Below are 24,593 nucleotides of genomic sequence, written 5' to 3'. Positions count from 1 at the left end.
TCTGAGAGAATGAAACGGGGCACTTGCCCTAGACTTGAAAATCAAGACTCCCGTGCGCTTCGTTTATTGGGGAGGGCAGGGGGCGACTTTTCTGATTAGATTTCATAAAGAATTTGAAGGCAACACATCAATGCCGGAAAATTTTAGAAGCCAAGTTGTAACCCAAGGAACCCAGCGATCGAGAAAAAGCGGATAGTACCGCTGAGTCCGCCTTTTAGTCAATGCCATTCGCCATCAAATACTGCCCCGGCAAATTCTGACTCGCAAAGCCTTTGATGCAGGCGATCGCCAAAAAATATGATAAAGTTTTGTCGATGTACTAGATTTATACTATGAGCAACAGTCATCCCGATTCAACTCTACCATTGTGGGTGCAAGACCGCGATACAGTCATCGCGAATGATACTGGAGTAATATGGCGTGATGGAAACCGTCCAGATTATTCAGAAAATAATCAAGTTTTCCAAAAAGAAAGCAAAAGAAATCATGTAGAAGGTTCTTTAGAGGCGATCACGCAAAATTTAGTCAGAACTTTCGAGTTGGAAGCATCCAATAAAACCGATCCTCATCAGTGGCTGTCTGTAGTTTCCGAAAAGTTTCGCATGAGTACCAACGGCGGCCCACAATACACGGCGCAAGAAATTTCTGAACGGGGCACCTATAATCTATTTCTGGGTGATACGGAACATTATAAATCCTCCGAAGAAACCTTTGAATCATCCTGGAAAATTGTCACAGAAGCTTTTCCCAAGGGCTTTCTCTGGGAAGTCATAGAAGTATTAGCCGGACCGCCCAAGGTTGTTTTCAAATGGCGACACTGGGGAACCTTTATCGGCAAATTCAAAGACTATTCTCCCACCGGAGAAACGATCGAAATTGTGGGAATCACGATTGCTCATGTCAATGAAGAATTGAAACTTGAAGCGGTAGAACACTTTTTTGATAACAGTGAGTTTCTCCATAAATTAACTGCCGGTGGCTGTCCTTTTCACTAGCAATTAGACATGATATATAATTTGCAATAATCTACCTAAGTAAGCTATCACTATCATTGATGATAAAAATCTTAATCAACCTAGGTAATTATTGCATAATTTATATCTTAAATGGATATTCTTGGCATATTTTAATCGTAAATTAAGTGATTATTCTGGACAAATTTGTTGTGAATTTGTCCAGAATAATTTGAATCATTTAAAATCGCTGACTTTTGGCCTTTGGCCACGATCTCCATCTTTAGGTAAAATCGATCAGAACAAATAACCTCTTGATCGTGCGATTCAATCAGTCGATTTAATTTGAGCTTTCGGACAAAAATTTTGATTGTAAAAACTGAAAATTTACCCCTTGAATGCTTCGCCCCTAAAGCTGGGAATCATTTTTTGAATAACAAATAACGAACAAGAAATATTAAATTACCAGTAAAAATAATGAATTTCTTCAGCAAAAAAATTATCCCCGGTCTGAGATTCTGAGAGAATGATCGGGGGCACTTGCCCTGGACTTGAAAATCAAGACTCCCGTGCGCTTCGTTTATTGGGGAGGCAGGGGGCTACTTTTCTGATTAGATTTATTATGGAATTTGGAGGCAACACATCAATGCCGGAAAATTTGAGAAGCCAAGTTGTAACCCAAGGAACTCAGCGATCGCCTAACCGGGCTATGTTAAGGGCTGTAGGGTTTGGGGACGATGACTTTACCAAACCGATCGTGGGGGTTGCCAATGGGTACAGCACCATCACCCCTTGCAATATGGGTTTGGATGATTTAGCAAAACAAGCCCAAGCTGCGATCCGGGATGCCGGGGGAATGCCCCAGGTATTCGGCACCATTACCATTAGTGATGGGATTTCTATGGGCACCGAAGGGATGAAATATTCCCTAGTTTCACGGGACGTGATCGCCGATTCCATTGAAACGGTGTGTAATGGTCAAAGTATGGATGGGGTGCTGGCGATTGGGGGCTGCGATAAGAATATGCCCGGGGCGATGATTGCGATCGCCCGGATGAATATCCCCGCCATCTTTGTCTATGGGGGCACGATTAAACCGGGCAACTATGAAGGACGCGACCTGACCGTAGTCAGTGCTTTTGAAGCGGTGGGACAATATAGCGCGGGCAAGATTTCTGAGGCAGAATTATTAGGTGTGGAACGCAATGCTTGCCCAGGGGCGGGTTCTTGCGGCGGGATGTACACCGCTAATACCATGTCCTCGGTGTTTGAAGCGATGGGCATGAGTTTGATGTACTCCTCGACAATGGCTGCGGAAGATCGAGAAAAAGCGGATAGTACCGCTGATTCCGCCAAAGTTTTAGTCAATGCCATTCGCAATCAAATTCTACCCCGGCAAATTCTGACTCGGAAAGCCTTTGAAAATGCAATTTCCGTAGTCATGGCCGTAGGTGGTTCCACCAATGCGGTCTTACATTTACTGGCGATCGCCCATGCCGCAGGGGTCAAGTTAACCCTAGATGACTTTACGACCATTCGCGATCGGGTTCCCGTCCTCTGTGACCTGAAACCCAGCGGTCAATACGTCATCACCCAATTTCACCAAGCCGGTGGGGTGCCGCAAGTGATGAAAATGCTGCTGGAACATGGTTTGCTCCACGGCGACTGTCTGACGATTACGGGGAAAACCATCGCCGAACAACTAGCGGATATTCCCTCCGAACCCCCCGCCAATCAAAGCGTCATCCGTCCCTGGGATCAACCCATGTATGCTCAAGGACATTTAGTCGTCCTCAAAGGCAATCTGGCGACTGAAGGGGCAGTGGCGAAAATCAGCGGCGTGAAAAACCCCAAAATTACCGGCCCAGCCCGAGTTTTTGAATCCGAAGAAGAATGCCTCCAAGCCATTCTCGACGGTAAAATTAAAGCCGGTGATGTGGTGGTCGTGCGCTATGAAGGCCCCAAAGGTGGCCCAGGGATGCGGGAAATGTTAGCCCCCACCTCAGCCATTATTGGTGCAGGTTTAGGAGATAGCGTCGGTTTAATCACTGACGGGCGCTTTTCTGGGGGGACTTATGGCCTCGTGGTGGGTCATGTGGCTCCAGAAGCAGCGGTGGGTGGCGCGATCGCCTTGGTCAAAGAAGGGGACACCATCACCATTGACGCTACCACTCGTCAGCTAACTTTAGAAATTTCCGATCGAGAATTAGCCGAGCGTCGAGCCAACTGGCAACCGCCCAAACCCCGTTATACCGCTGGGGTAATGGCCAAATATGCCAAGTTAGTCGCTTCTAGCAGTGTCGGGGCTGTCACCGATTTGAACTTGTAATCAAAAATCAGAAAAACCGGGTTTTTGAGTATATAAATAGTAGGGTGGGCAAATCTTGCCCACCCTACTATATCTGTCACTGGGGTTTTGCTTTGCTTTCACATTACGGTAATTCCGCAAAAATCCGAAATCAAATCCTAAATATATCAAATCCTAAATATAGAAGATTGGCAGAAGATTGGCAGAAGATTGGCGCGTTAGGGTATGGTTAACACACCCTGATTATTCCTGAGCAGATAGATGAACAATCTTGGCTTTGGCGATCGCCTCATCCAAATTCACCGCATCGGATCTCATCAACGACATCCACTGACTTTGCAAAACCTGATTATTCGGCTCATACTCCATCAGACTGAGCAAACTACTAACCGTATCAAGCCAAATCCCAGACTCAGCATAAAGCATTGCCTGCTGCCACAAAGATTGTTCCGGGGATAACCCTTGATTCTTTTGCGCCGCTTGAGCAAGCTGGGAAGGAACTTCAACGCGGGTGATAAAACCTTGATCGTAATTAATCCCACCACTATCTCCAGGAGAACAAATCAAGGTCGCATAGTAGGTGTAAGTCTTACCAACCTCCAACTCTGGCAAACTTTCCGGTATTTTGATCGTGACTAAGCCACCTGTTGCCGTGAGATGCTTCGGCAGAGCAAACGTCGTCTCATAAATTTCCTGCACTTCGTCAGGACCACTGTCATCCTGAAGAATAAACTGGACTTCACCGGCAGAAGTTGGCGGCACATAAAGCAAAAGCGTAGGGTGACCAGACACCGTTAAACCTTGATTGGAAGCCGGTAACAGTGCCGTAAGCGTCTGTCCAGGAAACTCAGCATTTCTATCTTGGGGGCAAACAGCAGGTCCTCTTGTCGAACCCCCAACACTTTGCTGCGGCGCCCCTTGATCCGCTGGCGGTTGGAAATTAATCTGTTCGGCAAACCTAGTTGCGCCTCCCGTTGAACTATGGGGCAAGCCATTGTCTTCTGTCTCAAACTTAAGCTTACCTATGCCATCAGGGGTTTTTGCTTGGATCGTATTTAGCGCAGACAAACCCCCAAAAACTTCCCTGGGTTCAGCACTGGCGATTCTCGGAACCATTACCAACCCGAACGACAATGAGAGGAAAACCACTGGTAGAGAAGATGAGTATTTTTTGTGATATCCCATTGAAATGACTCCTGTTGCTGGACGAAAAACTACAATCAAACTAAAATTTTTAAGCTTTAACTTAAGTTTATAAATGGTTGGTTCTTTAGCGAGTTTAATTCTATTATAATTTGCGATCGCGGAATAATGTACAGAGCATTTATATGAAGATTGTGTAAAGACGGGCAAAAGTCCTGTAAATTCATAGATTACAGGACTTTTGCTTTGGGTCGGATTAATCAGTTTTCCAGACTAACTTGAGTGATTTTACGGAGAATCTCCAAAACAACTCATCCCTTTGTCTAAGTTTGCGTATTTTTGCGTATTTTTGCGGTTTTTTTTCTGTTAAATCCTTTTTGTTGTCATCAAATACTTAGATAGATTAAAGCCAGTTTAGTCAGAAGTTTTCAGCTAATTAAGCCAGAGAAACAATGCTGGAGGACTAATGCTGGACTGCTGGACGAATATTGATTGCTCCTCATAGCTAATTCTGCTACTTTCCTAAGACTACCCTAGACCTGGATTATTTATGAAGACTTTGATCTACAACAATTTTTTGTTTAAAATCGGGTTTTTTGAGCAAATTAACTGCCGATTCTACATTCAAAGGCTTAGAAAAAAAGTACCCTTGAATATACTCACAGCTAAGTTCTTGCAAAATGAGAAACTGTTCTAATGTCTCCACCCCTTCTGCGATCGCATCCATTTCTAGACTATGTGCCAGCAGGAGAATCGTCCGAGCAATCTCTAACTTATCGCGATCGCTTTCCACCCCATTCACAAAAGATCGATCGACCTTCAAAGTATCAACTGGGAACCGATGTAAATAACTCAAAGAAGAATATCCCGTGCCAAAATCATCAATACTTAAAGTAATCCCTAAATTTTTAATTTGTTGTAACATTTTAATCGCCATTTCTGCATTATCCATCACCACTCCTTCGGTAATTTCCAACTTCAAAGTAGAAGGATTTAAACCAGTTTCTTGTAAAATATCCGCAATTTTTTCCACTAAATCGGACTGGAGAAACTGCTTGCCAGAAAGGTTGACACTGACCTTTAAACCCGCTTGGTCGGGGAATTGTTGATGCCACGAGTGTAACTGGCGACAGGCGGTGCGTAAAATCCACCAACCCAACGGCACAATTAATCCGGTTTCCTCTGCCAAAGGAATAAATTGACCGGGAGAAACAAAACCCCGTTCTGGATGATTCCAGCGCACCAAGGCTTCAAACCCCGCCAACTCGGTGGTATTGGTCAATACAATTGGTTGATAATACAGTTCAAATTCTTCGCGATCGATTCCCTGACGGATATCCTCTTCCAGCTTAAGCTGGAACATCACATCCGCTTGCATACTGCTATCAAAAATCTCATAGTTGGCTTTGCCACGAGCTTTGGCTCGATACATGGCCACATCCGCAGCAGCCAGCCAATCCTCTGGCTGCTGATAATTCATCGTACTCAGGACAACGCCAATACTGGTACTGGTAAAGACTTCATGGCCATTGATATAAAATGGCAACTTGAGTTGCTGATGAATCCGTTCCGCCACCTGACTGGCGGTTTGGATTTGGTGAATATCTTCTAGGAGAATGATAAATTCATCGCCGCCTAAGCGAGCCACGGTGTCTCTAGGTTTGACACATTCTCCCAGTCGGCAAGCGGTGGCAATTAATAAGTCATCACCTGTTCTATGTCCCAAGGCATCGTTAATCAGTTTGAAGCGATCTAAGTCTAAAAATAGGATGGCGAATAAATAATCTGGGTTTTCTTGGCGATATTCAATGGCACTTTGCAGCCGAGAAATCAGACAACGACGATTTGGCAAGCCCGTGAGTCCGTCATGCAAGGCATTGAAGCGTAATTGCGCCTGCGATCGCTCCCGTTCGGTATAGCCAATATAGCCAACAATAATCACAGACGAGCCAAAAAAGCCCACCAAGGCGGGGACTACGGGAATCCACCAATTACCTAAGAAGGCGACAAAAGAGCCGAATCCGAGACTGGCGCCAACTAGGAAAATACTGACTACTTCCCATTTGCGGCCTAACAAACTCCAGGTTAACGTAGCACCAACGACTGACCAGAAAGAAATCCAGATCCATTCCACAGGTTCAGACCACACCCGGATTAAGCCGCGTCCATCTAGGGCGGCACTGAGAATTTGACTCACTAATTGAGCGTGGATGATCACCCCTGGAGTTCGCGCACTGCCCTTTTGTCCGTCAAAAGAAGTTAAAAAGCTGTCTTTCAGGCTGTCGGCAGTGGAACCAATTAAGACGATGCGATCGCGCAAAGCATCCGGTTCAATTTTGTCGGTCAAAACATCTCTCAGGGACACCGTATAGAAAACGTCGCAATTTAACTCTTGGATCGGACAAGACTTGCGAAAATTGTGCATAATCTGGTAGCCGCCGTTATCAGCGCGGACATACCCACCATCATTTTTTTGCAGTCGGAAAAATAAACTCTTGCCCAGAACATTCGCCTCTTTTTTTGCAGGGTGAGGCTGTAATCTGATTCCTTGTTCTTCCAGATACATGATGGCCAAACGGCTGGACAAAGCATAAATCGTCGGTTCACCGGGCGGCGTCACCGCAAGTAAGGCGCGACGAATTTTGCCATCTTTGTCACTGACCATATCCACCGCTGCCACTTGACCCAACTCACCCAACACTGCTGGCGGCGCCACGGGACCGCCATAAGCGTCTCCGAGAATTTTCTTCACGCCAATCAAATTCGGCGTAGATTTATATACTTTTACTAATTCTTCATAGCCCGGTTCTACCGGCAAATTCCGATAAATATCCATGCCAATGGATTTCGGTTGTTGCTGTTTAATTTTTTTTAACAACTCTGCTAAAACCCGGTCGGGAATCGGCCAAGTTCCCACATAGCTGATATCTGGCTCATCAATTTCTACGATCGCAATTCGTTCATCCTGGGGTTCCGAAGGACGCCAGCGAAAAAATAAATCTAGCGTTCGCAATTCCCATCCTTGGAGCAATCCGGTCATCCGTAATGCTAAAGTCAATCCTGCCACCGTGGGAGCAGTTACAATCACTCCTCGCCATTCCCACAGTAGCTTTTGGAGTTTTTTCCAGGTCTTAGAACCCATGAACAAACAAAAAATGAAAATTTTTTCTATTCTATCTACTTTTAATTTTCTCCGTGTTGTTCCTGAATCCGCCAACGGATTTCTAGGAATTGATCTAACTGTACTGTTTCGGAACTTAAAAGTTGTTGCCACGCATTCGTCGCCACTGTTGAATTTTCAGACTGAGAGATAAATTCAGCTAATGTTGATATGGTATCGTACCAAATGCCATTCTGGGCATAGAGTGACGCTTGTTCTGCGATCGCGGCATTTTGGAGTTGCTGACTCAGGGACGCAGGCAGATCAATCCGCTGAATCCAAGCATCTGCTACTTGATCTCGGAGTCGGTCATCGGCATTGCAAATCATGGCGATCGACCATTGATACCTCCGACCAACTTCTAAAGCCGGTGCCGTAATTGGCAATTGGATCCCCTGAATCCCAGGGGTTTCGCCGAGATCAAAAATAGTTTGGTAAATCCCATTTCCCTGTTCATCCCTGAGACTCAACTCCGCCTGTGTTGCCACGGTTTTGGGAAAATAAACAAAAAACATGGGTCTTTCGGCTACAGTTAAAGCCACCGTATTGGCCGGAACCAGTAAAGTTAGGGCCTTGTAGTCTTGCGGATCGGTACATTTTTCAGCATTCCGGCTTCCTGCCCCTACAGTTTGTTCCGGTTCCCCTTCGTCCGGTTCCTTCGTTTCAAAATTAATTTGTATCCGCAATGGTAATTCAACATCGCTGCTCACTGTCATATTCTTCTCCAATCTCACCTGTGCCTGGGTTGGCATAGCAGACAAGGTGATTAATCCAAAAGATAGGGCGATCGACAGCGTAGATAGATAAAATATCAACCGTTTAATTCCCATCATAAATTATCTCCTAATTTAAATAATACTCACGTCTGTTGACAAATGTTCATTTTTATGCGTATTTTTTCGGATTTTTTCTGCATTGGATCTCATGTTCATCCCGATCACCGGAAAGATCATGGCTTGTTTCGGTTTTTCTTGAAATCAAAGGATTTTTATTTTTTTTCCATCGCTTCAATATTTAAGCTTGGTTAAGGATTATACGATCGCTAATTTATATTAATTATTTTTAACCGAGCGAGAGTTTTTTGATATTTTCTTTATTTTTTTAGTATATAACATGAAGGATTGATTCTACCATAGACTTGATGATTTTCTGATACTGGCTCTGGTTTATAGGGCATTGGTTATAGATAGATGGGATTTTATCGAATGATTTCACCTTTTTTCAAGGTTTTGATGGGGGGGGGAGAAGTCTAGGTGAGACTTACTACCGTAAAATTACGAGCAAGTGAAGCGCTTCTCTGATTAAGGGGTCTGACCCTCTGTCAGGGTTATGCTTAAGACTCCCAGTCGATCGCCATAATTGATAACCATAATACTGATAACAATAGTAAAAAATACTTTGATATCTTTAAAAAAAGATTAATTGATTTCACTTCAGAAATAACACTGATTAGGCGCCCCTAAAATCTGCCAAAAAATTTCTAGGAATCAGCTTGAGGATCATTAATGCCCTGGTTTAGATAGAATTGATGATTCTTGGGATAATCTGCTCCATAACTGGGCAAAACATACCACAAAACTAAATTCCAGCGGATTATTGCCAATTTCCCACTAAAACAAACGGAGCCCAGTAGAAAGGATGACGATACTTCGGATCGGTGAGCAGCTTGATTTGCCCCAAGCGTTGCGCTTCGGCTTTGGTCATATTCGGTTGAGTGAGTTGTCGGTAAAACTCGGCCATGAAAGCAGCGGTAGACTCGTCATTGACTGACCAAAGTGTGGCTAAGGTACTCCGCGCCCCCGATCGCACAGCGATTCCCGCTAATCCAAGGGTAGCTCGATTGTCTCCTTCGGCGGTTTGGCAGGCACTTAGTACCAATAATTCCAGAGGGTTCTTTTGTCGGCGCCGATCGCGCAGAATGCTTTGTAAGTCCTCAATGTTGATTTTGTCATCCCAAGTCAAAATAAACGTCTCTTTAGGGTTAGAACTAAATTGTCCGTGAGTGGCTAAGTGAACCACGGGAAACGGAGTTTTCACCATTTCTTCTTTGAGGGCATCTTTGGTAAAAGCCTGATTTCGCAAAGTCTTGGTGGGAATTTGGGCGGCAATTGCCGCGAGTTCTAAGTCCACCGCAGGCAATGGACTAAATCCTTGGGTGGCTTCGCTGATTCCGCCCAGCAGGGCTTTTACCTCTTCCGGTGGCAGAGAGGATCGCTTTTTGCCCAAAAACTGCAAACCAGGATTAATGGCGATCGCGTATTTCTCCACTAAATACTGTTGCCCATCATAAAGCGCCGCCATCGGCACATTCCGAAACGGCCCATCGAGGACAAAGACCAAAGTCTTAATCTTGTCACTGGCTAAATCGTCAGCTACCGGACGAATCAACCAATCATAGAGTTTTTGCGCCAAGGGTAAACGCTCTTCCAGAAAAGAAGTTTTTCTCAGGGAATTACGCATTTGGCGGATCGTGGTTTCTACCATTTCCTTGGGTTCCCGGATCGTCGTTTGACGCAGAGGATGTCCGGGCAAAGCAAAAATCACTTCGAGGCGATCGGGCAAAATGATCGGATAAATCACCGCTGTATCGGGGTCAACTTGGTTAATCGCGATTTCCTTTCCGTGTCCCTGGCGCGGCATCGCCTCTGAAATATCTGCGAGTTGTGGTTGGTTCAGCAAGTTTGCTAATTCCTGTGCCGATTCATGGGTCATCTCTGGTGCTTTAATCTCTTGGTTTAAAGCCAGCGCTTCCTCAGTTAAGTGTTTGCCTTCCCTGTCATGCTTGGTCGCATCCCATATACAAATAAATTTGTAGGGGCAAAGCATTCCCGCAGAAGTTCGATGGGTTAGAAGCGTGAATTTTTTACGGGAATGCTTTGCCCCTATTCGGGCCGTTAATTTTCGCTTTTCCTGTAGGGACGATTCGCTTTTCGCCCCTACAATATCGTTACCCGAATGCTTCGCCCCGGCAAAAGTGGGATGCGACCCATGAAGGCTGACCGCAGTCAGGCAATTGCATAAACCAAAAAGAATCACTAAAAGCAAAATCTGCCCTAGGCGCCGCCGCTTTTGACACATTAGTTTATGAGACAGAGGCGATCGCTTAAACAGGGATATCAGACATTTCATCACGATTACACAACTGGGAAAGGCTGACAGATTTCACCCAGGGACTTTTTGGTTTTATCATTTGGTTTTATCATTTGCAGGACTTACGCAACGCCTGTGTAGGGTGCCGTTCCGTGACGGTGACACTCGGTGACACATCAATACAATGTCGGGGCGGTTCGCTTGGACGCCCCTACTACCGATCGTCCTGTTATTGACTCAATTTCACCAACGCATCCTGCACCAAAGGCGGTAATCGTCGAATAATCTTACCTTCAGCCATATCACAAGCGACCAATGTCACCAGTGCTTTGACATAGACTTCCTCACCATTAATCGATTGAATATTTTGCTCCCAATTCAGTCGCACTCCCCGCATTTCAGCCATCCGAGTTCTGACCACCGCATCAACCCCCAAGTGCATAGGCTTGTGGTAGCGCAAAGACATCTCGATCACCGGGAAATCACAGCCAATTGTCACCAATTGGGCATAATCAATGCCAATACTTCGCAGGGACTCAATTCGCGCTTCTTCCATCCAAGTTAAATATGTACCATGCCAAACCACTCCGGCATAGTCCGTATGATGTGGGTGCGATCGCACGGGATACTCAAACCAGCCGTCCTCGCTTCTGTGTACTGTAGGGGCGATCGCCCGGACTGGGGGTAACTGTTGCTGCGGATATGTCTGTTCAGTCATGTTACAAAACTACAAATTTTTAGTAAGTAATCAGTCTTATCCTTAAATTTTATCAGGGGATCTTGATCCAAAAGGATCAAGAGAACCTCACTCTGAAAAATACCTGTTTTATCAAGAGAGAGCAAATGATTCAAAAAATTTTAGTCGCCGTTGCCGGACGTGGCTTGTGTGAAGAAATGGTCAATATGTTAATGGACATTCCCGCTTTCCAAGGCGCATCCATTACCCTATTGCACGTCGTCACCCCCGAAACCATCGCCGATGAAATGTCTGCCAAGTTAGCCAAGGGAGGGAAAATTCTCGCCGATGCGGTCAAAGCCCTAAAAGTCGATGCCAAAAAAGTCAACCCCCGACTCAAACAAGGGGATCCAAAAGCCATCGTTTGTGAAGTCGCTGAAGAAGAAAACGTTGACCTGATTATCATCGGTTCGCGGGCATTAGGTCGCTTACGAGCCATTTTAGAAGGATCCGTCAGTCAGTATGTCTTCCAGCTTGCTTCCCGTCCCATGTTACTGGTCAAAGACGATAGCTATGTCAAACGGATCAACCGAGTCATGGTAGCGATGAATAACTCCCCAGAAGCCAAACAATCCTTAGAAATGGCCTTAGCTTTCACCCGAAATGTATCGGGGAGTCAGTTAATCCTCGCTCACGTCAACCCACCCAAAGCGGTCAATCAAGCGGAAGAAGACGAAGTATTAGCTGCCGCTGCTGCGGAAGCGAAAAAAGCCGGAGTTAACTATCGTTGCATCACCGGCAGTGGTAAACCCGGCCCAGAAATCTGCCGGATCGCCAAAGAAACCAATGCCGATCTCCTATTACTCGGTTCTCCCGATCGCCGTCCGAACATGGCCAAAAGCTTGGTGGATTTAGATCGCCTCCTGGGTAGCTCACTTTCCGACTATGTGCGCGTTAACGCTGACTGCCCAGTGTTATTAGTCCGTCGTTAATCCATCTAACCGGACTGACCCATCAGATCCAGCACTAGGGGCAATTCATTAATTGCCCCTATTTGTTGGTTGTTGGCTAGGGATTCTTTGGGTAGAGATTCTTTGGTTGGGGAAAGGGAAGGGGTGCTGGGGTGCTGGGGTGTTCTTTTTCGCCTCTGCGCCTCTGCGCCTCTGCTCCGCCACACCCCCACACCCCACACCCATAAAAACAAAAAGACACCTGTGATTAATCACCTAGGTGTCTGCTGAGTTAGTGAAATAATTTTCGCAGTTTTTCCTAATTTTTCTTACCTTCTCGGCTGGCGGTTTGAATGTACAAAATCAAGAGGAAAACAGCGGGAACCAGTACAAATAGGATGGTTGCCACAAAACCTAGATCGTTAACTTGCATACTACAACACCTCTATGTCAATGTGATTGTTGAACAAAATTAGAATATCATCATTTGTCTGCGGGTCATTTGGCGGTGGCGGTTTTGCCCCATTACAAATGACCAATTAGCAAACAAAAGATTAAGGCTTGATTTTCACGGTGACTGGCCCATTGACCAGAGTTTGGCAAGCCAACCTATAATTGGCGGGCTTTTTCTTGAGTTTTTTCTCTTCAACGCTGCTTCGAGGAGAAAGATTTTCTTCGCCCTCGACAATTTCCACAATACAGGTAGCACATTGACCGTAGCCACCACAGTTCATCATTTTGCCATAAAATTTGTAGAGATCGATTTGGTTTTCTAGGGCTTTCAGGCGTAAATTGGCTCCCTGAGCGGCCACAACTTCTTTGATTTCCTGATTGTCGCTATTGACAAATTTGATGTTACTCATTAGTATTTGAGACTCTGATTTATGTTGATGAACATGGGTAAACACTGGGAGGAACGATGGGCAGCCTAATGCCCAACATCCCAACTGGTCAAGCCGGAGATCGTCCATCCATCAGTCTGCGTGCCAAGGAAATAGGCTCAGACTCTTCTTTGCCCTGATGTTGAGCAATGTAATGGCGATCGGTTACTAGGTTTTAATTTATCACTATATATTACGAAATGTTAAAAAATTCCCCAGGGATATGGTAGCGATCGCCCCTGAAAGCCGCCCCTCAAGCAACCGGGCAAAGAAACCGGGTTTCTATCAGCATGAAGGTTGGGTGACAGAGATTTGGTGTCAATTACCCGGTTTCTGACTCGACAAATAAGCGATCGGGCGAAAGCTCTGGCGAGGGAATCGCCCCTCAGCAAGCAAGAAACAGGGTTTCTATGAGCATGAAGGTTGGGTGACAGAGATTTGGTGTCAATTACCCGGTTTCTGACTCGACAAATAAGCGATCGGGCAAACCAACCGGGTTTCTATGAGCAGGTTGGGTGACAGAGATGGTATGAAAAACCCATTTGCTGTTTACTGTTGACGATGATTGTGCATATTTCAGTAGTTATTAAAATTTGGCAATATATAGCTTTTTGAACACTATATAGCAATTCAATATTTTATGAGTTATACTATAATATAATTTCAATTAGTTTTAATAATTTTAAATTATTAAATAAATAATTAAATTTAAATTTAAATTTATAATTTTTTCGTAATAGTTATTAATTGTTAATTAAGCACAAAATAGGCTTTTTATATAATAAAAATTTTGGGGAGTATTACTATGTCTGTGTAACTGATTCAGGAGCAAACAACTCAAACGGAAAATCTTCAACTCGAAGACGAGTGGACTCCCTCTCCTCCCCCTACTGATTTAATTTTTGACGACGGAGAACCCTGGGAAAGTAATCGCCATCGCATCGCCATGAATGTTTTGATTTCTGCCGTGACTTTAGCTTATCAAGAACGAGAAGATTATTTTGCTGGTGGGAATATGTTTGTGTATTACAGCAGCGAACAAGCGCGAAATCGGGATTATAAAGGGCCGGATTTTTTTGTGGCTTTAAATGTGGATGGGAAAAAAGAACGTCAAGGCTGGGTGCTTTGGGAAGAAGGTGGCCGCTATCCCGACGTGATTGTCGAGTTGATGTCGCCTTCTACGGCTAATCAGGATCAGGGAAAAAAAAAGGATCTTTACGAGCAGGTTTTCAAAACCGGGCATTATTTTATTTACGATACTTTCGCTCCAGAATCCCTAAAAGGTTGGAAGTTAGGAGAAAATTTCCGTTATCAAGAAATTACTCCTGACGATCGCGGTTGATTGTGGTGCGAAAGTTTGGGATTATTGTGAGGCACTTGGGATGGAACCATTCTGAGGGAAACAGCTACTTGGTTGCGCTTTTAAGATCGGGCGGGTAATTTGGTCAAGTTATCCTTCGAGTTGGCGCCACAGGAACGGGAACGAGCCGATCGCGCTGAAATGAAACGGGAACAAGCTGAAGCCGCTTTAGCCGAAGAACGCCGACAAAAACAACTGTTATGGGAGCGACTCCAGCAAATGGGAATTGACCCAAATCAACTGGGCTAATTGCCAGCAAAAGACAGATAAATAACTGATAAGCATTCAACATTCAATTCAGCATTCAATTCAGTATTCATCTGGTTGGCAGTCTGGTTGGTAGCGCAGAGGTAATGGGTAGGCGATCGCAATTTATCGCCTATATTGATTAGAGATCCGATCAACGCTTCCCGGCTTTTTGACAAAAACCGTGGAGCTAAACCCTTGTCAGTTAAACCATAATGTTAATTCCCATACCACCAGACTGGAAAAATTATCTCAATGATGGCCCAAAGAGCGATCGCAATTTATGGATACTGGCTCTTTTAGTTTTGTTTAGCTTTGCATTCGCCCTATTCTTGCCCACATTAAACACTATGACTAATTCTCCCCAACTCCTCACCGACCCATTTGTCCAAAAACCCACAGAAACCTCAGTCAATATTGTTTGGTTTACGGATTTTCCCGGTGTCGATCATCGGGTAATCTACGGGTCAGATATGAAAAAAATTGTCGGCGCCACCACAACTAAATTAAGTCGGACTCGTGAAGACCAAAAATCTCGATTAGGCCACCAAACCGAAACGGGTCAAATTTGGCAAAAACCCACAGCGCGAGAAATTTGGCGACATGAAGCCGAACTGACTGATTTAGTGCCAGAAATTCGCATCCCTTATCAAGTATTTAGTACCCGCAATGATGGACTGCAAATTAGTAGCGATATCTTCACCGCATCCCCAACACCAAAACCGGGAACGTCCCTGAAAATTTTACTCACTTCCGATCATCAACTGATGCCCATGACTGCCGCAAATTTACAAAAAGTGGTGGAAACCGTGGGTCAGGTGGATGCAGTATTTCATGCGGGGGATTTAGTGAATGTCCCCGATCGCGCTTCAGAATGGTTTGACGATAACCGAGGCGGGGCGTTTTTCCCTTGTTTGCAAGGTCGAGCTAATTATCAACTAGCAAAAAAAGGCCGAACCACGGTTTATCGGGGTGGTAAAATTATTCAATATGCGCCGATCTTTACCACTTTGGGCAACCATGAAGTGATGGGCAGGTTTGGCAGAGAAGATAGTTTAAATGGTGAATTTAACGACCCATTTCCTCGAAAGGTGGCCGAAGCAATTTATGCTAAAAAAGCCCTGGAGTTGAATCCAGAAGATTCCGAAGTGGTGCGCGATCGCTGGTTAGTTGATAATTCTTTTAATACCGAAACTTATGAAGAACTATTTACCTTGCCAGAAAGTAAACCTGGCGGGAAAAAATATTATGCTGTGACTTTTGGGGATATTCGCTTAGTAGTTTTGTATGTGACTAATATTTGGCGCAATTACAGTTTATCTCCAAATATTAAAGGCCGATACCAGGAACGGCAAGGGGATGTTAATCAACCAGAAAATTGGGGCTATGGTCAACATATTTTTGAACCCATTACTCCGGGCAGCCCGCAATATGAATGGTTTAAACAAGAATTAAATAGTCCTGAATTTAAACAGGCGAAATATAAAATTGTCATGTTTCACCATCCCCCACATTCTTTGGGGGGCAATGTTGTGCCGCCTTATACAGATCCACAGCAACGCTTGGAACAAGATGCAACAGGTCAGATTACGGTAAAATATGAATATCCCCAAAAACAAGATTATATTATGCGCGATCTGGTGCCATTAATAGAAGCAGCAGGAGTACAGTTAGTGTTTTATGGACATTCTCATTTATGGAATCGGTTTGTCAGTTCTACTCAAACTCACTATTTAGAATCCTCTAATGTGGGCAATAGCTATGGGGCGCATTTGTTCGCCGATCAAAAACGGCAGGTGCCGGAGAATTATCAAGAAAAATATGCGGCGATCGGCGATCCCAATGGCTTAGATCCGGTAATGCCCAATATGGCGCCTTTGGTGGGCGAAAATGGGGAAAAATTGCCCTATATTGCCAGTAACGATATTTCTGTATTTAGTATTTTTGATACCAAGACAGGAACCGTGAGTAGTTATCGCTTTGATACCAGAGAACCGGGCAGCCCTGCGATAAAATTTGATGAATTTGCCCTGAGAGTTAATTCGTTTTAACGGATACAATTCAGATTTTAAATATCTGCTATAAAATCTCAGCTAATCGGCTAAAAAATATAAATCTAAATATATATTTTTTAGCCGATTAGCATCATAAATAATTAGGTGGGCAGAAATAAATGCACCACAGACCATATCAGAGGCAAGAGGAAAGAGGAAAGAGGAAAGAGGAAAGAGGCAAGAGGAAAGAGGAAAGAGGAAAGAGGAAAGAGGTGCTAATGATGCCTAGTCAATATATTCTCTTTTCTCTCTTCTCTTTTCTCTCTCCTTCCTATATGCGGGAATCCAAGGATTTACGGTGGGGAACGAAAAGTGCAATTAATTATGTTCACCTACTTAATTAGCAACTATTTATTAATAAACTTAGTAGAAAAGAGGCTCATTTGGCATTAATTCAGGTATAATTTTATCAGGAATTGGAGAGTATTACTATGTCTGTGCAACTGATTCAAGAGCAAGCAAATGAAACGGAAAATCTCCAACTCGAAGATGAGTGGATTCCCTCCCCTCCCCCTACCGATCTAATATTTGACGACGGAGAACCGAGGACAAGTAATCGCCATCGCATCGCCATGAATGTTTTGATTTCTGCCGTGACGCTGGCTTATCAAGAACGAGAAGACTATTTTGCTGGTGGGAATATGTTTGTATATTACAGCAGCGAACAAGCGCGAAATCGGTATTATAAAGGGCAGGATTTCTTTGTGGCTTTAAATGTGGATGGGAAAAAAGAACGTCAAGGGTGGGTAGTGTGGGAAGAAGGTGGCCGCTATCCCGATGTAATTGTCGAGTTGATGTCGCCTTCTACGGCTAATCAGGATCAGGGAAAAAAGAAGGATCTTTACGAGCAGGTTTTCAAAACCGGGCATTATTTTATTTACGATACTTTCGCTCCAGAATCCCTAAAAGGTTGGAAGTTAGGAGAAAATTTCCGTTATCAAGAAATAACTCCTGACGATCGCGGTTGATTGTGGTGCGAAAGTTTGGGATTATTGTGAGGCACTTGGGATGGAACCATTCTGAGGGAAACAGCAACTTGGTTGCGCTTTTACGATCGGGCGGGTAATTTGGTCAAGTTATCTTTCGAGTTGGCCCAGCAAGAGCGAGAAATCGCGCAACAAGAGCGAGAAATCGCGCAACAAGAGCGAGAACGAGCCGATCGCGCTGAAGAAGAACGGCAACAAGCTGAAGCGGCTTTAGCTGAAGAACGGCGACAAAAACAACAGTTATGGGAGCGCTTAAAAGAAATGGGCATTGACCCGAATCAACTAAGCTAATTGTCAGCAAAAAGTACATATAGCTTTTTTCTGTTGAGTAAACCACAAATTTTTGTAGGGGCCCGCGCATTCCGGCAGAAGTTTGATGCTTAAAAGATTGTACGGGCGAATGCGCTCGTCGCCCCTACTGCCGGAATGCGCGGGCCCGCTAGTGGTTTAGTAATCAGAAAACCGCTGTATAGCTTTTTTCCATCCGCTCATTCACAAGTCTCAAAAATGTCATTACCGCCTTAGCGCAAGTCAAATTTTTGAGACTTGATTCCCTCGCCATCCGCAAGTGAAACGGGGGTTTTTGAGAACCGGATTTGGTATGATGAATTTTATAGCACTTTGCGGAGTTATGAAGTACAAAAAAAACCTGTCATTCCCGCGCAGGCGGGAATCCAAAAAAATCTGTAATTCAGCCAATAAAAACCGCTATATGTAACTATATGTAAAATATAATTATTTTTCGGCAAATATGTAAATATGTAAATATGCAAACATTGAAATCAAATTCAAATTAAAATTATGTTAGATACCCTAGATTTAAATCTGTCTCTGGATAAAGAGTCTTACGAAGCTCAAATCGAGTCTTTGATGCAAGAATTGCGGGAGTTACAACAAGCCTGTTGGGACAAAAAATTGCCGATGGTGGTGGTTTTGGAAGGTTGGACGGCGGCGGGAAAAGGTTCTCTGGTGAAGAAAATGGTGGGTTATATGGATCCCCGTGGCTTTACGGTTCACCCGATTTGGCCACCAACGGAGCAAGAACGTCAATATCCGTTTCTCTGGCGATTTTGGCAAAAATTACCGGCGAAAGGGACGATCGGATTTTTTTACCATAGCTGGTACACTCACCTTTTAGAAGACCGACTGTGTGGCAGAATTTCCGAAGTCAAAATCCCGGCGATGATGCGGCAAATGAATGCCTTTGAACGGCAATTAGCTGACGATGGGGTGGCGATCGCGAAATTCTGGATTCACTTAAGCAAAAAAGAACTAAAAAAACGCTTGAAAAAAGCCCAAGCAGACTCCCTGAGTTCTTGGCGAGTCCGTCCCGAAGACTGGCAACAAGCGAAAAAGTACGATCAATATGCCGCCTTTGCAGAGGATATGGTAATTCGCACCAGTACCGGCCCTGCGCCCTGGACTTTGGTAGAAGGAAACTGTCAACGCTGGGCGCGGGTGAAGGTGTTGATCCAAATGGCCAGCACGATTACGGAGGCACTCGATCGCCTCAGTTGTCGAACGCCACCTCCCACTTTGCCTTTACAAGAAGCATTAAAACCCGCTGAACCGGATTTTCTCTATAAAGTTGATTTGAGTTTATGTTTGTCCAGAGAAGAATATAAAAAACAGTTACGCGAAGAACAAATCCGACTCCGAGAACTGCAACTGGAAATGCATAAACACAAAGTGCCCGTGATGGTGTTATTTGAAGGATGGGATGCTGCCGGAAAAGGCGGAGCGATTAAACGCTTAACCGATGTGCTCGATCCTCGGAGTTATGTGGTGAATGCCTTTGCTGCCCCTAGTGCCGAAGAATTGGCTCGTCATTATCTATGGCGGTTTTGGCGCCGGTTGCCTGCCCCTGGTCAGTTTGGCATTTTCGATCGCACCTGGTATGGCCGGGTTTTAGTGGAGCGAGTAGAAGGGTTTGCCACGGAACCGGAATGGCGACGGGCTTATCAAGAAATTAATGAGTTTGAAGAACAAGTCACTGGGGCGGGTTATGTCTTGGTTAAATGTTGGCTACATATCAGCTTTGAAGAACAATTAATCCGATTTAACCAACGCAAAGATAGCCCTTTTAAGCAACATAAACTCACGGAGGAAGATTGGCGCAATCGGGAAAAATGGCCTTATTATTATGTGGCAGTGAATCAGATGATTCAGCGCACCAGTACCCCGATCGCCCCTTGGACGGTGGTGCCGGGAAATGACAAATACTATGCCCGGGTTAAAGTGATTCAAACGGTGATTCAAGCTATTGAAAATGAATTGAAACGCCGCAGTAAGTAACCTTGGTTAATTTTTTTACGATTAAGGGGGCGGTGTTGCCTGACCGCCAGAGTAACCGGGTTTCTGGGTTCATGGGCGACCACGGGGCGACCACCGCCATCGGAATCGCCCCTACAAGAAACCTGGTTTCTGAAAGCGTGAATTTTTTCCGGGAAAGCTTCGCCTGAAACCAAGAACAGTGGTTCACTTCTCTTTTACGAACCTGTCTCCTAGGTTGGGTTTCGTGCCTCAACCCAACCTACTATATAGAGGTATTTGTCCGGTGGGCATTGGCCAGCCAATACTATATCCAATACTATAACCCAATACTATATATAGCGCTTAAATCAAGCCATCAAGCGTCAGTCCGACTGAATGTCACCTTAATGTCACCTTTGAGAATTAAAAAAGGTGACAATTTGTGAGGTTGTTCCAACTTGGGGCAGAAATACTGTAAAATACAAACATAATTATTCGCGAAATCGCTGTTTAATCAGGATCGACAATCCCCTGTCCTGTAAAAGACTGACCCCTGGGCGATCGCCCAGCCAATCCTTCCTGATCCCACCGCTTTCTGTGAACCTGAGTTTAACCCTTGGGACTTGAATCAATCTCCAAGATGATCCATGACCCACCGCAAAAATCCCAAAGCATCTACAGATTTCCGATAAATTTACCCATCATTTTGGGATTTCCCAAAACTTCGCAGGTCGATCATCTTGAAGCCGATCTGTGATAAGTTGAGATAATTTGGCCTTAGCATCTATCACCCAGAAATTCACAATTAGACTGAAACTGATGCTTGCTTGGGGTATATCTTGGGGTGTATTTTGAGCAACAACAGCAAATCCTTGAAACTTGTATAGTAAATTTTTATGATTTTGAAGACATAGAAACCGGGTTTCTGTGTAGAGGCTGGTGGGGAGGCAGACATTTTTCATAGAAACCCGGTTTCTTGGCGATTCTATCTCCATTCAAATCATAAATATCCAGAAATATCCAGAAGGAAAACCCATAAGTCATAAGGTGATTCTCTGCCATGAACGGAAATAAAATACACGGCTGTTACCAAATTATTAAAACCTTTAAAAAGGGAGCATTTGGCAAAACCTATTTAGCAGAATATCATCCCGATTTAGCCGCCGAACCAGACCGCAGCCAAGGGGAAGGGGCAGTTAGTACCAAATCCTCATGGCTTGAGGGCGATCGCTGTATTCTCAAAATCCTGCAAACCTCCAGTAATCATGCATATATTTTAGATGAAGCCCAAAAACGCTTTAATACGGAAGTAAAAAAGTTGGAAAAATTAGGGCATCATCCTCAAATTCCTTCAATATTAGACTTTTTTATTGAAAACAATCAATTATATGTGGTTGAAGAATTTATTGATGGGCAAGATTTAAGCCAAGAAATTTGTGAAGGAAAATCTTGGCCGGAATCTCAAGTAATTGCTTTATTATATAATGTCCTAGAGGTTTTGGCGGTAATCCATGAACAAGGGACAATCCATCGCAACATTAAACCCTCGAATTTAATCCGCCGCTTTTCTGATTATCAAATTGTCCCGATTGACTTTGGTTCTCTGAAAGAAATTGAAACCTTAGTTCTCAGCTTTGGCGGCAATATCACTACTTCGATGATTGGCACGCCAGGTTATATGCCTATCGAACAACTTGGGGGCAAAGTTTATCCCAATAGTGATATTTATGCTCTGGGAATTACCGCCATTCAAGCGTTAACAGGAATGCATCCAACCAAGTTAGAGCGAGATATTAAAACCGGCGAATTGCTTTGGCAACATTTGGTGCAATGTCGCCAAGAATTAATCGATATTTTGACCCTGATGGTGCATCCAGATTGGGAGCAGCGCTACCAATCCGCCACCGATGTTTTAAGAGACCTTCAGGGTTTCCATGAAATTGGGGAGACGATAGAAAACCGCTATAAGATTATTAACTTTTTAGGGGAGAGTTCTTTTGGCAAAACTTATTTAACTCTTGACCGAGAACGGGGCAATTCCCCTTGTGTGCTGAAAAAAATTGAACCTCATAAAGTCGATCGGGTCAGCGGTGCGGAGCACTCTCCATTTCCGTTTTGGGAAGCGAGAATTTTATTTGATACGGAAGCACAAAATCTGCAACGGCTGGGAACCCACGATCAAATTCCCAGACTTTTAGATGATTTTCCCGGTGAAACCGGATTTTATCTGGTTCACGAGTTTGTTCAAGGTAAGTCCCTGGCAGAAGAAATGAATGAGCGACGCTGGAAAGAATCAGAGGCGATCGCGCTGTTGCAAGATGTTTTGAATACACTGACGTTTGTGCATCAGCAAAATGTGATTCACTCTAATATTCATCCGGCGAATTTGATTCGCCGTTCCAGCGATGGTCAACTGGTGTTGTTAGATTTTGGCTCAGTTAAACAAATTAGTACCATGGCGTTGGATGACCAAGGTCAGCTAATTAATACTGGGTCGGTGGGAACTGTGGGTTATATGCCCAAAGAACAACAAGCGGGCAATTTACGTCCGAATAGCGATATTTATGCCCTGGGAATGGTGGCAATTCAAGCCTTAACTGGGGTTCATCCCAGCCAATTAGAACCGGATCCGCAAACCGGAGAAGTGAGTTGGCGACATTTGACCCAGGTGAGCGATCGCCTCGCGGAAATTATTAATAAAATGGCTCATGCTTATTTTCGCGAGCGATATCAATCCGCCGCCGAAGTTTTAAAAGATTTGGCTTTGTTGTCCGGTGCATTATCCGGTACGCAGTCATTTGCAGAAAACTTGGCCATAGCATCTTCCTCGGAACCGACAGTCGTGCCGTCGGTGACAAAACCACAGCCTTCAAAGGTGACAGAAGGGGTGATAGAAAATCCCGCAGATGGCGATCGCCCCAAGTCGAATTCTGAGGCAACCCCCCCAGAGACGTTACCAGAAAATTCATTTATTATCAATTTTGCCAAAGTCACCTTACCTTTTTCTGAAAAAATCTGGTTGCAGGTGTTGTCGGTGACGGGAGGAGTTTTACTGTTAATAGCGCTGATCGGGGGAACGATTTTGTGGACTAACGCTCAGAAACATCGCCGTCTACTGGAAAAAGCCGATGCGGTGATTCAACAAGCCTCCGCACAGTTAGATTTACGCCAAGCTTTAGAAGCGGAAGAACTCTGCAATCAAGCGCTGGCGATTAAAGAAGACTATTCAAATGCTTGGAAATGTCGGGGGGATGCCCTGTTTTTATTACAACGATATCCAGCGGCTTTAGTGGCTTATCAAAAAGCTACGGAACTGGAACCGAAAAATGCTAAATTTTGGAATAACCAAGGAGAAGTCTATTCTCAGTTAAATAATTATAATGAAGCCCTGGCTGTCCACGATCAAGCGTTGAAATTAGATCCCAGAAATGCTCAAGCCAAAAAAGGACGGGCGATCGCTTTAATCGGCTTGAAAAAATATCCCGAAGCTTTGGCAGAGTTGCAAGAGGGAGTGTCTTTCGCTCCAGAGGAACCGACCCTCTGGGAATATCAAGGATTAGTCCAAGAAAGACTAGAAAAACCTCAAGAATCCGTCCTCGCTTATGAAGAAGCAGTGGCAGTTTACGATCGCCAATTAGAAATTAAACCCAATGACTTAATTCTCTGGATTGAACGGGGTCGGATTTTAAGCAAACTTCGACGTTATGATGATGCGCTGGCTTCTTACGAACGATCTCTGAAAATCAATCCCAAATTCTATTTAGCTTGGAATGCTAAAGCCACGACATTCTATGAAATGGAAAAGTTTGAATTGGCTCTCGATGCTTATAATAAAACCGTAGAACTGAACCCTAATTTCTATATCGGATGGCACAACCGAGCCTCGTTACTCAGTGCAGGTTTAGAACGCTATGCCGATGCGGTCAAATCTTACGATCAAGCCCTCAAACTTAATCCCAGTTTTTATCATGCGTGGCGCGATCGCGGGATTGCTTTGGCGGAAATTAAGCAATATGAAGCAGCGATTAAATCTTTTGATGAAGCGATTAAAATTGAACCCAATGACTATCCCTCTTGGGTGAGTCGGGGCATGGCTTTAACTGAATTACAGCGAGATGAAGAAGCTCTCGTATCTTTTAATCTGGCGATTGAGATTTATCCCAACGATCCATTTGCTTGGACACAACGTGGTTTGTCTTTGGAATACCTGAAACGGAATGAAGAAGCGATCGCCTCTTACAATAAAGCGATTGAAATTCAACCGAATTTCACCCCCGCAATTAATGCTAGAAGTCGATTAAAATAATTCTTGGTTGGGTAGGGATTCTTTGATTGTTCATTGTTGGTTGTTGCTTGTTGTTGGTTGGGTAGGGATTCTTTGGCGGTTGTTGAATCTGTAGGGGCGAAGCATACTCTTCGAGAAGGCTTCGCCTACGGGCGTAAGGGCGAAGCATAAAGCCTACCCTACGGGAAGCCGCTTCGCGTCTACGGCATGGCGAAAGCTTACCGGGTAATTATCTTGATTGTAAAAAG

19 protein-coding genes are annotated in these 24,593 nt (G+C 44.4%); 11 read left to right on the top strand and 8 right to left on the bottom strand.

Annotated features, from left to right (window positions below; all coding sequences use genetic code 11):
- Window positions 1-218: 218 nt before the first annotated feature.
- Window positions 219-347: a hypothetical protein gene (locus tag AM228_RS36175; protein ID WP_255353188.1), complete on the bottom strand. Its 129-nt coding sequence runs from the start codon at window positions 345-347 to the stop codon at window positions 219-221.
- Between AM228_RS36175 and AM228_RS11915 the strand changes: the two genes are divergently transcribed.
- Together AM228_RS11915 and ilvD are read left to right on the top strand one after the other, a co-directional pair.
- On the top strand, window positions 333-995 hold the full coding sequence (locus AM228_RS11915) for a SnoaL-like polyketide cyclase (RefSeq protein WP_054466329.1): 663 nt from the start codon (window positions 333-335) through the stop codon (window positions 993-995). The two genes, AM228_RS36175 and AM228_RS11915, sit on opposite strands and share 15 nt — an antisense overlap.
- Window positions 996-1,599: 604 nt before the next feature.
- Window positions 1,600-3,282 (top strand): dihydroxy-acid dehydratase, encoded by a 1,683-nt coding sequence (gene ilvD / locus AM228_RS11910; protein ID WP_054466347.1) that lies wholly within the window; start codon window positions 1,600-1,602, stop codon window positions 3,280-3,282.
- Between the two features lie 222 nt (window positions 3,283-3,504).
- Here the strand turns inward: ilvD and AM228_RS11905 are convergent, their stop codons facing one another.
- From AM228_RS11905 to AM228_RS11885, 5 genes are all read right to left on the bottom strand, one after another.
- Window positions 3,505-4,446 (bottom strand): DUF928 domain-containing protein, encoded by a 942-nt coding sequence (locus AM228_RS11905; protein ID WP_082348853.1) that lies wholly within the window; start codon window positions 4,444-4,446, stop codon window positions 3,505-3,507.
- 502 nt (window positions 4,447-4,948) lie between these two features.
- Window positions 4,949-7,546 carry an EAL domain-containing protein gene (locus AM228_RS11900; RefSeq protein ID WP_054466327.1) on the bottom strand — a complete coding sequence of 866 codons (2,598 nt, stop codon included), beginning with the start codon at window positions 7,544-7,546 and terminating at the stop codon, window positions 4,949-4,951.
- 41 nt (window positions 7,547-7,587) lie between these two features.
- On the bottom strand, window positions 7,588-8,397 hold the full coding sequence (locus AM228_RS11895) for a DUF928 domain-containing protein (protein ID WP_054466326.1): 810 nt from the start codon (window positions 8,395-8,397) through the stop codon (window positions 7,588-7,590).
- Between the two features lie 760 nt (window positions 8,398-9,157).
- Window positions 9,158-10,693, bottom strand: coding sequence for a CHAT domain-containing protein (locus AM228_RS11890; RefSeq protein ID WP_082348852.1), 1,536 nt, complete (start codon window positions 10,691-10,693; stop codon window positions 9,158-9,160).
- 190 nt (window positions 10,694-10,883) lie between these two features.
- The gene (locus tag AM228_RS11885; protein ID WP_054466324.1) at window positions 10,884-11,372 is read right to left on the bottom strand and encodes a thioesterase family protein; all 489 of its coding nucleotides are present in this window, start codon (window positions 11,370-11,372) and stop codon (window positions 10,884-10,886) included.
- A 125-nt stretch (window positions 11,373-11,497) separates the two neighbouring features.
- Here AM228_RS11885 and AM228_RS11880 point away from each other — a divergent pair, with 125 nt between their 5' ends.
- Complete coding sequence (locus AM228_RS11880; protein WP_054466323.1) at window positions 11,498-12,322, top strand: universal stress protein; 825 nt, start codon at window positions 11,498-11,500, stop codon at window positions 12,320-12,322.
- 277 nt (window positions 12,323-12,599) lie between these two features.
- Here AM228_RS11880 and psbM read toward each other — a convergent pair whose 3' ends face one another.
- Window positions 12,600-12,713: a photosystem II reaction center protein PsbM gene (gene psbM / locus AM228_RS29615; RefSeq protein ID WP_072160741.1), complete on the bottom strand. Its 114-nt coding sequence runs from the start codon at window positions 12,711-12,713 to the stop codon at window positions 12,600-12,602.
- A 121-nt stretch (window positions 12,714-12,834) separates the two neighbouring features.
- Window positions 12,835-13,143 carry a 2Fe-2S iron-sulfur cluster-binding protein gene (locus AM228_RS11870; RefSeq protein ID WP_054466321.1) on the bottom strand — a complete coding sequence of 103 codons (309 nt, stop codon included), beginning with the start codon at window positions 13,141-13,143 and terminating at the stop codon, window positions 12,835-12,837.
- Window positions 13,144-13,978: 835 nt separating this feature from the next.
- Here AM228_RS11870 and AM228_RS11865 point away from each other — a divergent pair.
- The 8 genes from AM228_RS11865 (at window position 13,979) to AM228_RS11835 (ending at window position 24,366) form a co-directional block, all read left to right on the top strand.
- Entirely contained in the window at window positions 13,979-14,503 is a 525-nt protein-coding gene (locus AM228_RS11865) for a Uma2 family endonuclease (protein WP_322096571.1), read from the top strand.
- Between the two features lie 99 nt (window positions 14,504-14,602).
- Window positions 14,603-14,770, top strand: coding sequence for a hypothetical protein (locus AM228_RS36760; protein WP_322096570.1), 168 nt, complete (start codon window positions 14,603-14,605; stop codon window positions 14,768-14,770).
- 212 nt (window positions 14,771-14,982) lie between these two features.
- Complete coding sequence (locus AM228_RS11860; RefSeq protein WP_082348851.1) at window positions 14,983-16,818, top strand: metallophosphoesterase; 1,836 nt, start codon at window positions 14,983-14,985, stop codon at window positions 16,816-16,818.
- A 434-nt stretch (window positions 16,819-17,252) separates the two neighbouring features.
- Entirely contained in the window at window positions 17,253-17,789 is a 537-nt protein-coding gene (locus AM228_RS36755) for a Uma2 family endonuclease (RefSeq protein WP_322096569.1), read from the top strand.
- A gap of 99 nt (window positions 17,790-17,888) precedes the next feature.
- Entirely contained in the window at window positions 17,889-18,098 is a 210-nt protein-coding gene (locus AM228_RS36750) for a hypothetical protein (protein WP_354636030.1), read from the top strand.
- Window positions 18,099-18,608: 510 nt separating this feature from the next.
- Window positions 18,609-20,102: a polyphosphate:AMP phosphotransferase gene (gene pap / locus AM228_RS11845; RefSeq protein WP_054466319.1), complete on the top strand. Its 1,494-nt coding sequence runs from the start codon at window positions 18,609-18,611 to the stop codon at window positions 20,100-20,102.
- A 2-nt stretch (window positions 20,103-20,104) separates the two neighbouring features.
- Window positions 20,105-20,269, top strand: a complete 165-nt coding sequence (locus AM228_RS32425) for a hypothetical protein (RefSeq protein WP_156331709.1) — start codon at window positions 20,105-20,107, stop codon at window positions 20,267-20,269.
- A gap of 851 nt (window positions 20,270-21,120) precedes the next feature.
- Window positions 21,121-24,366 (top strand): serine/threonine-protein kinase, encoded by a 3,246-nt coding sequence (locus tag AM228_RS11835; protein WP_054466317.1) that lies wholly within the window; start codon window positions 21,121-21,123, stop codon window positions 24,364-24,366.
- Window positions 24,367-24,593 lie beyond the last annotated feature (227 nt).

The sequence above is a fragment of the Planktothricoides sp. SR001 genome (genome assembly GCF_001276715.1).
Classification (GTDB): Bacteria; Cyanobacteriota; Cyanobacteriia; order Cyanobacteriales; family Laspinemataceae; genus Planktothricoides; species Planktothricoides raciborskii.
The sequence above is the reverse complement of the archived record's forward strand: the minus strand, read 5'-3'. Positions and strand labels throughout refer to the sequence as shown.

Excerpts from the sequence above, each read along its gene's own strand:
- AM228_RS11885 (WP_054466324.1), bottom strand. The coding sequence starts at position 11,372 with ATGACTGAACAGACATATCCGCAGCAACAGTTACCCCCAGTCCGGGCG.
- AM228_RS11915 (WP_054466329.1), top strand. The coding sequence starts at position 333 with ATGAGCAACAGTCATCCCGATTCAACTCTACCATTGTGGGTGCAAGAC.
- psbM (WP_072160741.1), bottom strand. The coding sequence starts at position 12,713 with ATGCAAGTTAACGATCTAGGTTTTGTGGCAACCATCCTATTTGTACTG.
- AM228_RS11835 (WP_054466317.1), top strand. The coding sequence starts at position 21,121 with ATGAACGGAAATAAAATACACGGCTGTTACCAAATTATTAAAACCTTT.
- AM228_RS11905 (WP_082348853.1), bottom strand. The coding sequence starts at position 4,446 with ATGGGATATCACAAAAAATACTCATCTTCTCTACCAGTGGTTTTCCTC.
- AM228_RS11895 (WP_054466326.1), bottom strand. The coding sequence starts at position 8,397 with ATGATGGGAATTAAACGGTTGATATTTTATCTATCTACGCTGTCGATC.
- AM228_RS36755 (WP_322096569.1), top strand. The coding sequence starts at position 17,253 with ATGTCTGTGCAACTGATTCAAGAGCAAGCAAATGAAACGGAAAATCTC.
- pap (WP_054466319.1), top strand. The coding sequence starts at position 18,609 with ATGTTAGATACCCTAGATTTAAATCTGTCTCTGGATAAAGAGTCTTAC.
- ilvD (WP_054466347.1), top strand. The coding sequence starts at position 1,600 with ATGCCGGAAAATTTGAGAAGCCAAGTTGTAACCCAAGGAACTCAGCGA.
- AM228_RS11890 (WP_082348852.1), bottom strand. The coding sequence starts at position 10,693 with ATGAAATGTCTGATATCCCTGTTTAAGCGATCGCCTCTGTCTCATAAA.
- AM228_RS11860 (WP_082348851.1), top strand. The coding sequence starts at position 14,983 with ATGTTAATTCCCATACCACCAGACTGGAAAAATTATCTCAATGATGGC.
- AM228_RS11880 (WP_054466323.1), top strand. The coding sequence starts at position 11,498 with ATGATTCAAAAAATTTTAGTCGCCGTTGCCGGACGTGGCTTGTGTGAA.
- AM228_RS11870 (WP_054466321.1), bottom strand. The coding sequence starts at position 13,143 with ATGAGTAACATCAAATTTGTCAATAGCGACAATCAGGAAATCAAAGAA.
- AM228_RS11900 (WP_054466327.1), bottom strand. The coding sequence starts at position 7,546 with ATGGGTTCTAAGACCTGGAAAAAACTCCAAAAGCTACTGTGGGAATGG.
- AM228_RS36175 (WP_255353188.1), bottom strand. The coding sequence starts at position 347 with ATGACTGTTGCTCATAGTATAAATCTAGTACATCGACAAAACTTTATC.